The following is a 16,374-nucleotide window of genomic DNA, read 5'->3' on the forward strand; positions in this document are numbered from 1 at the left end:
TGTATCTAATCATCCTTTATTTTGGGTTATATTTTGATAAATGTTCAGATATTTCTGATTGACTTCATCCCAATTAAATTTGTTAGCATTATTAAGTGCATTCTTGGATAGTGTTGCATAGTTTTGCTTAATAAAATCAATTGCTTTAGTAAAGCCTAATTCATCAGTTTTTGAAACGCTGACTCCAATATAGTGATTGTCAAAGAAAGAATCAAATCCTTCATTTTGAGTATAGATAACAGGCAATCCTTGACTCATTGCTTCTGGATAAACTAATCCAAATGTTTCTGGAGAAGAGAGTAGGGCAAAGACATCCATTGTTCGATAAAAGTCTTTTAGTTGCTCTTTATTCATAGGACCGTGATAGGTGACACAATCAAACGCTTTTAACTGTTCAACTATTTTAGGGTTCCAAGTAGGTCCGACAATGTTTAAATGTGCTTGTGCTATATTCTCGGAGTAAGACTGGACCATTTTGGCTAATTGAACAAAACGTTTTTCATGAATTGTTTTACCAACAGAAACAATTTGAAGAGGGGAATGAATCGCCGGTTGCTTTTCGGTAAAGCGATTTTCTAACCAATAAGGGTCAATCCCATTGCTAATGACTTGTGTTTTTGCACGCAAAGTTTCTTTCATTCTTGAAGGAATATGATTGGCAAATACTTCATTATAATTATTACGTGAAATGAAGAAGACCTGACTGGCATTTTCTAATATTTTTAATCCCATTGGCTTTAACCATGGCATTTTGTCAAAAAATGTCCGAATATCAGCACTTCTTACTGCCACGACGTAAGGGGTCTTAGTTTCTTTCCATAATTGGTAGGCTAACCATCCATTTGAAAATAATGAATGAGCATGAATTAAATCATATTGTTCAGCTTGATAAGTATTTTTCAAATCTTTTAAAATATTATAATGTTTTAAATGAAAAAGATAGCGTTCAAATTGATGATGGTTTCGGTGAATTGTTGTATAGTCTCCACTTGCCGCAATGCGTTCTTCAGGAAATTGATGGGAGATAGGAACGTAGACATCAATTTCTAAACCCGCATTTAATTGACGGTCATATAAATGTTTAAAAAGACCTGAGGTCGAAAAATAAGAATTAATATGTAAAACTTTCATTTCTATTCAGCTGCTTCCAATTCAGCCACTCGTGATTCTAACATCTCCACACGTTCGACTAATTCCATTGTTGCATCATCATTGAAAGTTGTTTGTTCATCATTTAAACTTAAAATTTCAATCATCCAATAGCCAATAATTAGAAAACCAATGACGATAATCATCAATGAAATCATACCACCACGGTCTAATCGCTTGTCGAATTCGTCAATTTGCTTACTAAATGCTTGATCTAATTTAGCATTAGTATTTTTATTGTCTTGCATCATTCTTACCCCCAATTATGATTGGTGAATTAAAATGCCCATTCTCCATTACGGAAAATAGCAAAAGTTTCACCATCTTTTGTAATTCCATCAATATTCATTTCAGCGTTACCAACCATAAAGTCAACATGGACAGTTGAACGGTTTACACCACTTGCTTTTAATTCTTCTTGTGACATTTTGGTACCATTTTGAACGGAAGTGGCATAAGCTTGTCCAATCGCTAAATGGTTTGAGGCATTTTCATCAAATAAGGTATTGAAAAATGTAATATTTGATTGAGAAATTGGTGAGCTATGTGGTACTAATGCCACTTCACCTAAACTACGAGCTCCTTCATTATTTTCAATTAATGTTTTTAGAGTCGCTTCCCCTTCAGCAGCACTTACTTCAATGATTTCGCCATCTTTAAATTTGAAAGTCATGTCACGAATGACGACTCCATTGTAACTTAAAGGTTTCGAACTTTTAATAATACCATCTGCACGACGAAAATCTGGTGCAGTGAAAACTTCTTCTGTTGGCATATTCGCAATAAAGATTTCACCTTGTTGATTCGTACTGCCAGCACTTTCCCAAACATGATTCAATGGTAAACCAACCGTAAAGTCAACACCAGGAGCGGTATAATGTAAGCTGTCAAATTGTTTTTCATTTAAGAAATCAGCTTTTTCATTTAAAGTTGCTTCATGTTTTTCCCAAGCTGCAACTGGATCTTGCTCATAAACACGTGTCGTTTTAAAAATTTGATCCCATAAAGCATCAACTTGCGCCTCTGAGCTTTCTAATTCGGGGAAGACTAATGCTGCCCACTCTTGACCAGCTGCGGCACATACGAGCCAACTCATTACATTAGCTTGTGAGGCAATACGTTGTTCAGAAAATGCTAATGAAGCGGCTTTACTTGCTGCTGCTAATTTTTCTGGGGCAATATCTTTTAATGCATTTGGATTTGCCGAACGTAGGGCAATTCTTTTGGCACGTGTTTCAATATCGTACTTAGATTCAGCCACACGATATTCAGGAATATCTGTTAATGTTTCAACTGATTGATGTTGATAACCTAAAATACTAATGGCAGTATCCGTCCAATTAACTTTAACGTGTTTTGCACCTAATTGATAAGCATGTTGTGTCATTAATCTTACCAATGGCGCTTGTTCTATTTCGGCATTGATTAAAACATAATCATCGATCGAAACATTTAACCCTTTTGTCATTAATAAATTTGCATATTTATCTAATAAAACATCAAAATTTTCTAATACCATTTTATACCTACTTTCTATGATTCAAAATGACTAGCAATGGCGTCTGCTAGGGCATTCAAGTTTTCAATATCTTCATCTTCAGCGTTTAAATTGACTTTTACACTTTCGCCACCTTTAGTTGCACCCGTTGCAACAAATTGATTTTCAAAGAAATCAACAGCAGCACAGAAATAATCATAAAAATCATCGCCAGAACCAAAGACACCAAAAACTTTACCGGTTAAATCAAGTTCACCTAATTCTTCATGGAAATCAATCATTTCATCAGGTAAAACACCATCAACACCATAGGTATAGCTACCTATGATACAAATATCATAATCTAAAAAATCGTGTGCATCGGCTTGCATACAATCAACTATTTCAACATTAATATCATGTTCTTCAAGTCTTTCAGCAACGATATCAGCCATTTCTTCGGTATTACCGGTTAAACTGGCAAATACAATTAGGGCTTCAGCCAAACTAATACCTCCTTACATTGCACCTTTTTTAAGGTTTTCGTTTCTATTATAACAAAGATTCCCTTCAATATATATATAAATTAAATATAGATTTGAATTTTAAAGGTGAAACCACTATGAATAATTTTTGATAACCCAATAAATTCGCTATCATTAACTTCTTATCTTGTGTTATAATGAACACTAAGAGTAAATAAGTATAGGAGTGGTATGATGTCAGTTTTAGTTACTGGTGGAGCGGGTTATATTGGTAGCCATACAGTGGTAGAGTTATTAAATTTAGGAACCGACGTGATTATCGTTGATAATTTTTATAATAGTAAGCCAGAAGTATTAGAGCGCATTAAAGAAATTACTGGCAAAGACTTTAAGTTTTATGAAGCTGATATTTTAGACAAAGAAACAATGACTAAAATTTTTGCTGAAAATGATATTGAATCCGTGATTCATTTTGCCGGTTATAAAGCGGTGGGTGAATCTGTTTCGAAACCTTTAGAATATTATCATAATAATATTGAGGGAACGGTTGGCTTATTAGAAGTGATGCGTGCAGCAAATGTAAAAGATATCGTATTCTCATCTTCAGCAACTGTCTATGGTTCGGAAAATCCTTCTCCATTAGTTGAAAGTATGCCAGCTAATACGGCAAGTAATCCTTATGGTTATACTAAAGTTGTTAATGAACATTTACTAACTGATTTAACCATTGCTGACCCAGAATGGTCGGTCACCTTATTACGTTATTTTAATCCTATTGGTGCTCATGAATCAGGACGTATTGGTGAAGACCCTCAGGGAATTCCTAATAATTTGATGCCATATATTACACAAGTTGCAATTGGTAAACGGGATCAATTAACCATTTTTGGTAATGACTATGACACTCCAGACGGTACTGGTGTGCGTGATTATATCCACGTAGTTGATTTAGCAAAAGGTCATATTAAAGCCTTAGAAAAGAACAAAGAACAAAAAGGTGTAAAAGTTTATAATCTTGGTACAGGAGTTGGCTATTCAGTACTTGACTTAGTCAATGCCTTCCAAAACACTAATAATATTGAGATTAAATACGTAATCAGTGAACGTCGTCCAGGCGATGTCGCAACTTGTTATGCAGACGTTACGGCAGCCAATAATGAGTTGAATTGGAAGACTGAAAAGACTTTAGAGGATATGTGCCGTGATTCTTGGAATTGGCAATCAAATAATCCTCAAGGATATGACGAGAAGTAGTGTTCGCAAATGAAAAATAAACGTAGACAAACACCTCAACATATTAGTCCTAAATTTGAGCCAAATACCAAAAATAAACGTTCTAATGGCATGATTACGTTATTTATCAGTATGGCGCTATTTGTCACTTTATTTTTCTTTGGTTACCATTATTATATGGGGATTGAAAAAAGCTACTATCATTCGATTGAAGAGATAAATTGGATTGAAAAAGCGGATCGTTTGTCCAAAAATCAGCCTACGACTTTTTTAGTCGTAGGTCTGTCTTTTCCAGATGGTGGTAGAATTGAATCTCAACAAGCAACGAGTTGGAATCTCATTACTTTAAATCCTAAGACAGGACAAGGGTTATTAAGCCAGGTAGATGCTCAGTTAGAAGTTGATAATAAGCCTTTATATCAATGGAACCCACGTCATCAAACGGATTTATTATTAAATAAATTAGAAATAATATTGGACCAAAATATTGATCATTTAACGGTTATTTATTTGTCAGAAACAAAGAGTCTTATTGACTTGTTTCCTAATATTACGATTACACCTCAAGCAGACTATACCTATAATGATTTGCACCTACAAAAAAATCAAAACACTTTACTTTCCGGACGATTAGCTTTACAATATATGCTTAATCAAGGTGAAGAGACTGTTTCAGAGCGAAATCAACGAGTGAATGAGGTCTTATTAGGTATTTGGAATGAAGTATACGGTTTGAACCATTTACCGCATTGGAAGATTTATTTCGATGAAGCCAGTCAAACAGTATATAGTTCGTTATCTTGGCAAGATTACTTACGATTAAATTTTGGCAGTTACCAAAAAGCTATAAAGAATTTAACCATCCTTGAAGTGGATAAAGATAATTTGGAGGAGCTAAGAACAAAAGTCAAAGAAATAATCAATTAGTCGTATTATTAAGGAAGTTAATTAAATGAATCATGAAACAAATAAAAATAAAAAGAAAAAGAGAAATTGGCTGAAAATCCTAAGTGCAATCTTTGTGATTTTACTCGCCGTTGGTTTAGGGCTTTTCATTAAAGTGAATTCAGACATTAATGAATTAAAAAAATCAGTGGTGGTTGAAGATATTTCAGTTAATAAATTACGTGACAAAGAAGCCGAAGTAGATGAAGGGGAACCGTTGAATATTTTACTTTTGGGAACTGATGCGAATAATCTAGAACGAACCGAAGATCAAGGCTTTGTGAGTCGATCTGATACTATTATGATTGTCAGTTTAAATCCTCAGACACAAACAACTAAAATGTTAAGTATTCCACGAGATACTTTATCCTTTATTGAAGGCTATAATGAACCTGAGAAGATTAACCATGCGTATGCCTATGGTGGCATTGAGACCGCTATTGATACAATTCAAGCCTTTTTAAATTTACCAATTGACTATTATGCTGTATTGGATATGTCAGGATTAGAAGAATTGATAGATGCGATTGGTGGCATTGAAGTCACTAGTCCTTTAACTTTTACTTATCGAGGCACCCAATTTAAAAAGGGTGAAACAAGGGAAGTAAATGGAGTCAAAGCGATGAATTTTGCCCGGATGCGTTATGATGACCCTGAAGGCGAAGTTGGACGACAAAATCGCCAAAAAATGGTTATTAAAGCGATAATGGATAAATTACTCAGTTTGAATGCTGTTACTTATTACCCACAAATTTTACAAGTGGTTGCCAAAAATGTTAAAACAAATTTTGATTTAACAACCATTTTATCGGTATATCCTAAGTATGTGTCAGCTCTCAACAATATTTCAGCTATTGAATTTGATGAAATGCAACCATTATATTTAGATGATATTTTTTACTTTAATATTCCAGTCTCTGCACGTTTGAAAGTTTCAAATGAATTACGAGCTCATACTCAACTTGAAGCGATACTAGCAAGTTCATTGGCTGACCCGATGGCTGATAATGAAAATGAGTTCATTAAGAGTGAATTGATTGTGATGAATCAATATCCAAGTGGACTAACACAAGAGCAAATTGACGCTATCAATCAACAACAGGCCGATTTAGAAAGAGTACGTGATTTAGAGACTTCATATTATGAAGGCGATATTTACCAACAACCAACCCAAGGATATGAAGCACCTTCTTATCAACCTAGTTATACTGAAGCGCCGTATTATCCTCCACAAACCGAACAACCTAGTGTCACTGAGCCGCCGGCCTATACAGAACCGGTGACGGAACCACCCGTCGACACAGCACCACCGGTTACGCAACCACCTGTGCAGAGTGAACCTGAAGTGACAAATCCTGTCGTAACCCAGCCACCAGCTGAATAGGTATGGATAGGGTAATATGACCAGATTGAATAACTTAAATAAACAAAAATAAATAACGAGGTTTGGCGATAAAGATGTCTTCGCTAGACCTCGTTCATTTTGAATGGAAATTAATATTGTGAAAGAATAGGTGGTGACCAGTTCTTCAATCCATTATTCATTAGAATTGTTACTATCGATAAACATGATTTTTAATAAAATGATGGCTAAATAGAAAATTCAAACCAATTTACGCTGGATAAGCTAAGGGCAATAGAAGTAGATAGTATTTTTTCATTAAAAGAGTAAGTTTGATATACTAATAACTGAAATAAAAAGAAGTGAGGTGATGATCAACAATGAAATATGGTTTATTAACTTTTGAAGAACCGAAGCCCGATACAACGCGAAAAATTTTGCATGTCGATATGGATGCTTTTTATGCGAGTATTGAAGTGCGAGATAATCCTAGTTTGAAAAATCGACCTGTGGTCATCGCCAAGCATCCTAATTTAACCGGTGGTAGAGGGATCGTTGCTACTTGTAATTATATTGCTCGTCAATATGGTATTCATTCAGCAATGTCTGCTGTAGAAGCTTACAAACTATGTCCGAAAGCTATTTTTATTCAAGGGAATATGGATTATTATCGTGAGGTTTCTCAACAAATCCGCGCAATATTTTTAAAATATACCGATGTTATTGAACCTTTATCATTAGATGAGGCGTATTTGGATGTGACCGTCAATAAAATTAATGAAGCGAGTGCGTTGAAAATTGCACATTTAATTCAAAAAGAGATATACGAAACCCTTTCGTTAACTTGTTCTATCGGTGTTTCTTATAATAAATTCATCGCAAAAATTGCCTCTGATTATCATAAACCCCACGGTATCACTATTGTGACACCTCAAGAAGCCACTAAGTTTTTACAAGCACTCCCGATTGATAAGTTTTATGGAGTCGGTGTGAAATCCATTCCGCATTTTCATGAATTAGGAATATTTAATGGAAAAGATTTGTATCAACAAGATTTAGATACTTTAATTAAACATTTTGGTAAGATGGGCTATTCCTTATATTTTAAAGTTCGTGGAATTCATAATACTGCAGTCAATCAACAGCGAGATCGCAAATCAATTGGTAGAGAAAGAACCTTTACTCAATTTTTGAATGATGAAGAAAAAATTATTGTTCAATTTGAAAAACTTACCCATAGTGTGATGAAAAAAGTTAGAGGTTTAGGCTTGCTTACAAACTCTGTAACAATTAAAATAAGATATGGAAACTTTGAAACGATAACGAGACAAATGCAAGCAGAGGATTATTTTGATTCTTATGAAGAGGCTATTTCCATTGTGAAAGAATTATGGCTAAAACATGGGAATTTAGATCAAGAAGTGCGTTTACTGGGCGTGTCTGTTTCAAATTTATTAAATCCGGAAACATCCGTAATCCAATTAACAATTCACGAAGGGAGTGTTGATGAATGGCTTGGTTCATCGAATTAAATCCAGTTTTACAAGCGTTTCTAGCTGGTATTTTTACATGGCTATGTACATTATTTGGCTCAGCTGTGGTCTTTTTTGTTAAAGATGTAAATGATAAATTTTTAGCAGTAATGCAAGGGTTTGCTGCCGGTATTATGACTGCCGTTTCTTTTTGGTCGTTACTAGCACCGGCACTTGAATATGCTGAGAATAGTGCGTTACCTACCTGGGTACCGGTAACTATCGGTTTTTTAGCCGGAGGAATCTTTTTGCGATTATTAGATAAACTTGTTCCCCACCTACATATCAGTGGCGACCACGGGGACACGGATATTAAAAGTGTTAATATTTCTCGTACTGCCATGTTAGTGTTAGCCGTCACGATTCATAATATACCAGAAGGCATGGCCCTAGGGGTCGCTTATGCTGCTGCGAGTATGAATGTCAATGGTGCCACGATAGCGGCTGCTTTGGCATTAACGATAGGGATAGGTATTCAAAACATTCCAGAAGGATCAGCCTTATCATTACCTTTAAGAGCTGAGGGAAAATCCAAATGGCGTGCTTTCAATATGGGGCAATTGTCTGCTTTAGTTGAACCATTCGGTGCGTTATTTGGTGCCGCCGCAGTATTATTAGTTACGACTATTTTACCTTATGGTTTAGCCTTTGCAGCTGGGGCGATGATTTTCGTAGTAGTGGAAGAGTTAATCCCAGAATCTCAATCTTCAAAATATACAGATTTATCAACTTTATGTTTTTAGGTGGATTTGTTATTATGATGATTTTAGACGTTAGTCTAGGTTAATCATGATGAGCGTCCATGTTTGTGGGCAGTAGTACAAACTCTTTGTTGTATTACTAAAAATACACAAACATGGTTTTTTTATAGGAATTTTTAAATTTGAGTATTATGACCATTTTTGAAGCCAAACAAGAAACTAATTATTATCATGATGTAAAGGAATTATTAATCAAAATTATTAGTAAAAAAGTATTAATAAGTTATCGGTTTGTACTAGCAACTGTATTATAAAACTGTTATAATGACATCAGATTACTATTAACATTTTTTATAGAATAGAAGGGGAAATTTTGTATGGCGACGAAACACGAACAGATTTTGCAATATATTAAATCTCTACCAGTTGGCAATAAAATTTCGGTCCGTGGGATAGCCAAGAAATTAAATATGAGTGAAGGAACCGCCTATCGTGCGATTAAAGAAGCTGAAACAAGAGGGTTAGTCTCAACTATTGAGCGCGTAGGAACGATTCGAATAGAACAGAAAGTAAAATATTTAACGGATATGCTAACCTTTAAAGAAGTGGTCAATATTATCGATGGGGATATATTAGGTGGATCAGATGGATTATCGCGTCATTTAAATAAATTTATTATTGGTGCGATGAAAGAAGATGCAATGGTCCGCTATTTTAGTGAGCAGTCTTTATTAATTGTGGGGAATCGTACGGAAGCTCAATTACTTGCGTTAGAACATGATGTAGCCGTTTTGATAACAGGAGGTTTTAAAGCGAACCCAAGTGTTATCCAATTAGCCAATGAACGTAACTTACCATTAATCTCCACTTCCTATGATACCTTTACAGTGGCGACTATGATCAATCGATCAATTTCTGATCAATTAATTAAAAAAGAAATTTTAACGATTGAAGACATTTATACTCCGATTGAAAAAACAGTTGCTTTAACAGCACAAGATAACGTTCGAACTTTTCATAAAATGTCTGATAAAACAGGATTATCCAGATTTCCTGTAGTCTATAATAATCGTTTAATTGGTGTCGTGACGGCTAAAGATTTAATTGGCCGCGATGAGACAGTATTGATTGAAAGGGTAATGACGAAGGAGACAGTAACCGTCAAATTACATATGAGTATTGCGAGTGTGTCTCATAAAATGATTTGGGAAGATATAGAAATGATTCCGGTTGTGGCTGATAATTTACAGTTATTAGGGGTGGTTTCACGTCAAGATGTGATGAAAGCTATTCATACGATTCAACAACAACCACAAATCGTTCATACATTTGAAGATGATTTAGCCGTTCACTTAGATGCAATCAATCATACCAATAAATTTGGTGATTATGATTTTCAAGCAATTGTGCAACCGCAAATGATTAATAATTTAGGTACTATTTCGTATGGCGTATTATGCGAATTAATTACCCAAACGGCACAAAAGAAAGTGGTAGAGAAAACAAATCTCAATAATATTATTGAAAAAATAGAAGTACATTATTTTAATTTAATTCAAATTGGTAATGAAATCCATTTTAAAGTAGAGGTGTTTCACCAAAATAGACGTAGCGCTTTAGTTCAAGTGGATGTCTTTCACGAAAATACGTTAGCCGCGCGGGCGATTATTACGAGTCAAATTATTGAAAGGGGTTAGTGAGTTTGAGCTACCTAATAGAATCAGAAGTAGAAGCATTTTTCCAAAAAGTAAAGGCGAATGATAAGATTATTATTCATCGCCATCAAAGACCTGATCCAGATGCATTAGGTTCACAGCTAGGGTTAAAACATTTAATTAAAAATGCGTTTCCTAATAAAACTGTTTTGGCAGCTGGTAGCAATTCTAAAGGTTTAAGTTGGTTAGGTCAAATGGATAAAGTATCTGTAGAAGACTATCAAGAGGCATTGGTTATCATTACCGATACCGCTAATACCGAAAGAATTGATGGTGACCATTATCTGAAAGGCAAAGATTTAATTAAAATAGACCATCATCCGATTGTAGAGGAATATGGTAGCTTACAAATTGTAACAACAGCAGCCAGTTCTTGTAGTGAGATTATTGTAGCAATGAGTGATTTCCTAGGTCAACGATTACCACTTACGCCAGAAGCAGCCCAATTATTATATGCCGGTATTGTGGGTGATACAGGGCGATTTTTATACAATTCAACGACAGCAGCCACTTTTAATTATACAGCCTTATTATTAGAACAAGGTATCGATGCCTTTGCGATTAATGACCAATTTCAAGTGATGAGTCCAGCAGAAGTCAAATTACAAGGATTTGGATATGAAAATCTACACGTTAATGATGCGGGCGTTGCTTTTTTAAGAATTAACCGAGAAGATTTAGAGCGTTTTGGCGTTACAGAAGAACAAACTAATGGACTCGTTAATTTGGCTTCGAGAATTCAAGGCGTGTACTGTTGGGTGACCTTTGTACAACAAGAAGGGGAGGACTTTTTCTATCGTTGTCGTCTGCGCTCAAAAGGTCCCGTCATTAATGAAATAGCTGCCTTACATGCCGGAGGCGGTCATCCGATGGCGAGTGGAGCGAATGCCTATAGTGAAGAAGAATTGAATGAAATTGTAGAACAACTTTCACAAGCTTCGTTACAATATCAACAACAAATCAAACAATAACAATTCATTTAGAGAAGTCATACACGGATCAATATCTATAAAAAGGCTCTTTGTCAAATGGTGTGGGTCACGGAATTTTTGGTCGTTCAACACAATTGTGTTGAACGGCCGTTTTTTCTAATTAAGCGGTTTTCTTTGTCTTTGATTCTTTTTCTAGCTCTATACTTTTTGGTGTGGGAGTGGGCAAGAAGTTGAAAATTAAATAATTTTCGCTTCGTCTGCCCACCCCCGCACAGTTGAGTAGGTCTCAAACAAGTCGTTAAGACGCCATTTGAGACCACTCAACCACTGCGCTTTGAATTAAATAGATATGCTTGAACAGAATTTTAAAATTTTTGCCCAGCCTCGCACCATTTTACAAGGAGCCTTAAAAGTGATCTCTTGTATTACTTCTCTTTTTTGTCATCTTACTTGATTTGCCTCTTGATGTAAGTGCTTATATTTTGTTACCGTTAACCTATATTTTTATGTTTGCGTATGATAATATAATTCGATAAAGTGAAAGTATCAAAACCAAGGAGGTAAATATTTATGAGTATTCAACCGAATCAAGTAATTTATAGTATTTTTGTACGTAATTTTTCAAAAGAAGGGACATTTCAAGCAATCATTCCTGAACTACTAAGAATTAAACAGCTAGGAGTCGATATTATTTGGTTAATGCCAATTCATCCAATCGGTGAAGTCAATCGTAAAGGAAAAGATGGTTCTCCTTATGCAAATTACGATTTTCGTACTATTAATCCAGAATATGGAACATTAGCAGATTTTGAAGCATTGTGTGATGCTATACATGAAAATGGTATGAAAGTCATGATTGATGTCGTATATAATCACACTTCACCAGATTCAGTATTAGTTCAAGAACATCCCGAATGGTTTTATTATAATGAAGAGGGTAAAAGAGGTAACCGTGTTGGTGATTGGACTGATATTGTCGATTTAGATTATCAACATCGTGAATTAAGAGATTATCAAATTGAATCGCTTTGTTATTGGGCACAATATGTTGATGGTTACCGCTGTGACGTGGCACCATTAGTACCGATTGATTTTTGGATTGAAGCTCGGGCAGCAGTAGCCGAAGTAAAATCAGATTTCATCTGGCTTTCTGAAAGTGTTGAATTTGGATTTATTAAAACTTTACGTCAAGCGGGTACAGTCGCTCATGCGGATGCTGAGATGTATCAAGCCTTTGATTTATTATATGATTATGATGTACATTATTTATTCCATGGTTACTTAAGAGGCACAAATAAATTAAGTGACTATATTAATCGCTTGAATTTACAAGAAGTGATTTATCCCGTTGATTATATTAAGGCACGTAATTTAGAAAACCATGATAACCCACGTGCAAAATATTTAATTGGCAATGAACAAGACCTTTTACAATGGACAGCTTTCCAATATTTCGAGAAAGGATTTGTCTTATTATATAATGGACAAGAAGTTCAAGAAACTACCGAACAAACATTATTTGATATCGATCCAGTTAATTGGCAGGCTGGACGAGATATTTCAGCAGAAATCCGTCATTTAAATGATATTAAAAAGCAATATATTCCAACCACTTTAACCACTCGTTATGAATTAACGCCTTATGATGAGTTAGATGCAGTGGTAATAGAACATCAAGATAAAGCACAACATTTTGTGGCGGTTTGTTCTTTCAAAGGAAAAGAAGGTTTTGTTAATGTACCAATGGCTGATGGCGAGTATAGTGATTTAGTAACTGGAAATAAAGTATCGGTTCATAATGGAAAATTAGCACTCGCTTCTCATGCTCAAGCTTTTTCTATTTAATCATAATGACTGATTTTAAAGAGATTAGTAGTTTAGATATTTTTATTTAACATCATATATTTTGCGGGAGTGGGCAAGAAGTAGAAAATTAAATAATTTTCTACTTCTTGCCCACTCAACCACTGCGCTATTAATTACCGAGCAATAACTTTATTGAATTTATCAATTTGATGCCTAACCTCATTATGACGCAGTTTGAGGTCCCTCAACCACTGCACGATAAACTAAATAGATTAGACCAAACAGATTTTTTAAAGTTTTTACCTAGCCTACACGTCTCTTTATTTTGAAAATCGTAAAAAGGAAAAAGAATAAATTGTCATTCCATCTGGCAATTGATGGATTAAGTAAGAGAGCTCTACAACATTTAGTGGAGCTTCTATTTTTGCTTATAATTTTACACGTGAAAAATGATTTTTTTTGATGTTGGAAAGTCTTAATCGTTAACTAAATTTATAGAATTTTTGATTGTCAAATTAAGCTAGAATTTTTACCTAACACATAATATGTTTGCTTTTTTTCTAATTGATAATTAAAATGGTTGTTCGAAAGTTCAAGTATAAATTAGCCACTGACTTTAAGGTTTCCACACCGTCAGATTTGTGGCAAGTGTAGTGAGTCAGATTGATGCATTAAATCGTTAGAGCTTTACTTGGATGCTCCGGTATGATACTCGCGAATAGCGAGTTGGGGAAAGGGTTTGGGTAGGAGACCCAAAAAGCATCCCCAAATCATCATGCCGGGCTAGGCACCAAGTCAAGCTCTAACAATCAGGTGCCTTACGTAATGGATTCACTGTCTTAACAAACACATTGTGTGCATTAGAAAGCATCTATCCATCCAAGTTCCTTACAACAATCGATAAAAACTTCAATTGGCGTTCGATAACCTAATGATTTTCGTGGAATTTCATTGCGGAAATGAGCTGTTTGGCTGAGTGTTTTCTGCGATATATCAGTAAAATCCATCCCCTTAGATAACCCATCTCTTCGAAGAAGTCCATTAGAGTGTTCATTTAAACCTCGCTGTGACGGACAACCGGGATCAGCAAAGTAAATATTGATGTCATTGACATTTGAAATGGCTTGCCAATCAGAAAATTCTTTTCCACAATCAAACGTAATGGATTTAAATATATTTCTCGGTAAATAAGCAAACCAGTTATCACAAGCGATTCGCACATCACTTGCTTTCCGACTGCTAATTTTTATCGGGATGATGAGTTTACTGATTCTTTCGACCAGTGTTAGGACTGCACTCTTATGGTCTTTTCCGACAATAGTGTCACCTTCTAGATGTCCAAATTCTTTCTCATATTGTGGATTTTCTTTTTGACGATCTTCGATGGTGCGTCTAAAGTGTTGTTTACCTCTTTTTTCCTGATGCCCATTAGGTTTTCTCTTACCTTTCATCGGTAAAGTTGAGGGATCAAAGAGTTCCGAGTCTTTAAAACGACGATAGAGTGTTCGAGCTGCACATCCTAATGGTATTTCATTCCGACCTATGATGACGTCAGGAGACCACCCCTGGTCCACTTTTTTCTTAATATATGTGATTTGTTTAGTGTTAAAGACCTTCTTTTTGGCACCACAGCGTGATTTATTCTCTTTATATTGATCGTAGTATTCCTGAATATTACCACTATTTTTAAGAAAATTAACGACGTTATAAATGGTTTGGATAGCCCGATTCAATTTTTTAGCGATATCCGTTACTTTTTTACCACTATCGTAATAATTTTCTATCCAAATCAATTCTTTCATGGTAAGATGTGTATAAGCCATTTGTGTGTACTCCTTCCTTAGCATGTGATTTTATGTTTAGGATACCATACAAATGGCCTATTTATTTTTCTAGCTTAATTTTACTATCCAAGAATATAATAATTTGGCAATTTTATGTAGTATAAGTATTTTTATTTAAATTACTAATTAGGATTAAATTTTTTGACTCATTCAAATATATGTGATAATATTAAACTCACAATCAAATTGATTTGAATTCGAATTAAATTTCAATCAACTATTGAAAGAGGGGACTATTATGCAACACGAATTATTAGGAATCCATCATGTGACCGCAATGACCAATTCTGCTGAACATAATTATCAATTTTTTACAGAAATTTTAGGGATGAGATTGGTAAAAAAACAGTTAATCAAGATGATATCCATACTTATCACACCTTTTATGCCGATGATGTCGCGGCTCCCGGAACCGATATGACTTTCTTTGATTTTCCCAATAATCAAAAAGGATTACCGGGAACTAATGTAATTTCAAGAATTGGTTTGAGAGTACCGAATGACCATGCTTTAAACTACTATCAAAAGCGCTTTGAAAAAATGGGAATAAAACATGATCCGATTACTGAAATATATGGTGTTAAGGTATTACCTTTTGAAGAAGAGGATGGTCAAAAGTATCAATTATTTTCAGATGAACATAACCAAGGGATTCCTGCCGGAACTCCTTGGAAGAAAGTTCCGGTTCCAGCAGAATTTGCCATTACTGGTTTAGGACCTATTGAAATTACGATCAGTTATTTTGAAGACTTTCGCATTTTTTTAGAAACAGTTTATGGTATGAAAACAATCGAATTAACCGAAGAGCGTGCTTTATTGGAAGTGGGGGAAGGTGGTAATGGTGGTCGTGTTATCTTAATTAATGATAGCGAATCCGGACAAAGTCAGCCAGGCTATGGACAAGTCCATCATGTGTCTTTCCGAGTGAAAGATCATGAGTCATTGATGGCTTGGTTAGATCGTTATAATGAGTTAGGGATTAGAAGTTCTGGATTTGTCGATCGTTTTTACTTTGAGGCGCTTTATACGCGTGTAGGTCATATTTTAATCGAATTATCGACTGATGGACCTGGTTTTATGCAAGACGAACCATATGAAACCTTAGGAGAAAAATTATCTTTACCTCCGTTTTTAGAGCCTAAGAGAGCAGAAATTGAGGCACAAGTTAGACCGTTTGATACAGTTTGGCGTGGGGTAAAGGAGCAGGATTAAA

General features: G+C 35.1%; 13 protein-coding genes and 2 pseudogenes. 10 read left to right on the forward strand and 5 right to left on the reverse strand.

Annotated elements, in window-relative coordinates; all coding sequences use genetic code 11:
• Positions 1 to 9 precede the first annotated feature (9 nt).
• Genes CYJ72_RS11335 through CYJ72_RS11350 form a run of 4 tightly spaced genes read right to left on the reverse strand, consistent with a single transcriptional unit; the run spans position 10 to position 3,132 of the window.
• On the reverse strand, positions 10 to 1,131 hold the full coding sequence (locus CYJ72_RS11335) for a glycosyltransferase family 4 protein (RefSeq protein WP_284629901.1): 1,122 nt from the start codon (positions 1,129 to 1,131) through the stop codon (positions 10 to 12).
• Positions 1,132 to 1,133: 2 nt separating this feature from the next.
• On the reverse strand, positions 1,134 to 1,400 hold the full coding sequence (locus CYJ72_RS11340; protein ID WP_141749269.1) for a hypothetical protein: 267 nt from the start codon (positions 1,398 to 1,400) through the stop codon (positions 1,134 to 1,136).
• A 26-nt stretch (positions 1,401 to 1,426) separates the two neighbouring features.
• Positions 1,427 to 2,668, reverse strand: coding sequence for an aminopeptidase (locus tag CYJ72_RS11345; RefSeq protein ID WP_284629904.1), 1,242 nt, complete (start codon positions 2,666 to 2,668; stop codon positions 1,427 to 1,429).
• A gap of 14 nt (positions 2,669 to 2,682) precedes the next feature.
• Positions 2,683 to 3,132 (reverse strand): flavodoxin, encoded by a 450-nt coding sequence (locus CYJ72_RS11350; protein WP_066125817.1) that lies wholly within the window; start codon positions 3,130 to 3,132, stop codon positions 2,683 to 2,685.
• Positions 3,133 to 3,345: 213 nt separating this feature from the next.
• Here CYJ72_RS11350 and galE point away from each other — a divergent pair, with 213 nt between their 5' ends.
• From galE to CYJ72_RS11395, 9 genes and pseudogenes are all read left to right on the forward strand, one after another.
• The gene (gene galE, locus CYJ72_RS11355; RefSeq protein WP_101813434.1) at positions 3,346 to 4,365 is read left to right on the forward strand and encodes a UDP-glucose 4-epimerase GalE; all 1,020 of its coding nucleotides are present in this window, start codon (positions 3,346 to 3,348) and stop codon (positions 4,363 to 4,365) included.
• 9 nt (positions 4,366 to 4,374) lie between these two features.
• Positions 4,375 to 5,271, forward strand: coding sequence for an LCP family glycopolymer transferase (locus CYJ72_RS11360; protein WP_066125820.1), 897 nt, complete (start codon positions 4,375 to 4,377; stop codon positions 5,269 to 5,271).
• 25 nt (positions 5,272 to 5,296) lie between these two features.
• A complete protein-coding gene (locus CYJ72_RS11365; protein ID WP_101813436.1) occupies positions 5,297 to 6,673 on the forward strand; it encodes an LCP family glycopolymer transferase in 1,377 nt (458 codons plus the stop codon).
• 338 nt (positions 6,674 to 7,011) lie between these two features.
• On the forward strand, positions 7,012 to 8,163 hold the full coding sequence (gene dinB / locus CYJ72_RS11370; protein WP_101813437.1) for a DNA polymerase IV: 1,152 nt from the start codon (positions 7,012 to 7,014) through the stop codon (positions 8,161 to 8,163).
• Positions 8,142 to 8,950, forward strand: a pseudogene (locus CYJ72_RS11375) (ZIP family metal transporter). Before dinB ends, CYJ72_RS11375 begins: the two are co-directional and overlap by 22 nt.
• A gap of 96 nt (positions 8,951 to 9,046) precedes the next feature.
• Positions 9,047 to 9,178: a hypothetical protein gene (locus CYJ72_RS11380; protein ID WP_257876946.1), complete on the forward strand. Its 132-nt coding sequence runs from the start codon at positions 9,047 to 9,049 to the stop codon at positions 9,176 to 9,178.
• Between the two features lie 63 nt (positions 9,179 to 9,241).
• A complete protein-coding gene (locus CYJ72_RS11385) occupies positions 9,242 to 10,561 on the forward strand; it encodes a DRTGG domain-containing protein (protein WP_066125824.1) in 1,320 nt (439 codons plus the stop codon).
• Between the two features lie 5 nt (positions 10,562 to 10,566).
• Positions 10,567 to 11,550 (forward strand): DHH family phosphoesterase, encoded by a 984-nt coding sequence (locus CYJ72_RS11390; RefSeq protein ID WP_245631280.1) that lies wholly within the window; start codon positions 10,567 to 10,569, stop codon positions 11,548 to 11,550.
• 531 nt (positions 11,551 to 12,081) lie between these two features.
• Complete coding sequence (locus CYJ72_RS11395; protein ID WP_101813438.1) at positions 12,082 to 13,356, forward strand: alpha-amylase family glycosyl hydrolase; 1,275 nt, start codon at positions 12,082 to 12,084, stop codon at positions 13,354 to 13,356.
• A gap of 821 nt (positions 13,357 to 14,177) precedes the next feature.
• Here CYJ72_RS11395 and CYJ72_RS11400 read toward each other — a convergent pair.
• Positions 14,178 to 15,140, reverse strand: coding sequence for an IS30 family transposase (locus tag CYJ72_RS11400; protein WP_284629912.1), 963 nt, complete (start codon positions 15,138 to 15,140; stop codon positions 14,178 to 14,180).
• A 259-nt stretch (positions 15,141 to 15,399) separates the two neighbouring features.
• On the opposite strand from CYJ72_RS11400, the pseudogene CYJ72_RS11405 reads away from it, so the two are divergent.
• Positions 15,400 to 16,373: pseudogene (locus CYJ72_RS11405) on the forward strand (ring-cleaving dioxygenase).
• Position 16,374 lies beyond the last annotated feature (1 nt).

The sequence above is a fragment of the Globicatella sanguinis genome (assembly GCF_002847845.2).
GTDB lineage: Bacteria > Bacillota > Bacilli > Lactobacillales > Aerococcaceae > Globicatella > Globicatella sanguinis.

Coding starts and splice junctions, on each gene's coding strand:
- CYJ72_RS11385 (WP_066125824.1), top strand. CDS start 9,242: ATGGCGACGAAACACGAACAGATTTTGCAATATATTAAATCTCTACCA.
- galE (WP_101813434.1), top strand. CDS start 3,346: ATGTCAGTTTTAGTTACTGGTGGAGCGGGTTATATTGGTAGCCATACA.
- CYJ72_RS11345 (WP_284629904.1), bottom strand. CDS start 2,668: ATGGTATTAGAAAATTTTGATGTTTTATTAGATAAATATGCAAATTTA.
- CYJ72_RS11365 (WP_101813436.1), top strand. CDS start 5,297: ATGAATCATGAAACAAATAAAAATAAAAAGAAAAAGAGAAATTGGCTG.
- CYJ72_RS11340 (WP_141749269.1), bottom strand. CDS start 1,400: ATGATGCAAGACAATAAAAATACTAATGCTAAATTAGATCAAGCATTT.
- CYJ72_RS11335 (WP_284629901.1), bottom strand. CDS start 1,131: ATGAAAGTTTTACATATTAATTCTTATTTTTCGACCTCAGGTCTTTTT.
- dinB (WP_101813437.1), top strand. CDS start 7,012: ATGAAATATGGTTTATTAACTTTTGAAGAACCGAAGCCCGATACAACG.
- CYJ72_RS11360 (WP_066125820.1), top strand. CDS start 4,375: ATGAAAAATAAACGTAGACAAACACCTCAACATATTAGTCCTAAATTT.
- CYJ72_RS11400 (WP_284629912.1), bottom strand. CDS start 15,140: ATGGCTTATACACATCTTACCATGAAAGAATTGATTTGGATAGAAAAT.
- CYJ72_RS11395 (WP_101813438.1), top strand. CDS start 12,082: ATGAGTATTCAACCGAATCAAGTAATTTATAGTATTTTTGTACGTAAT.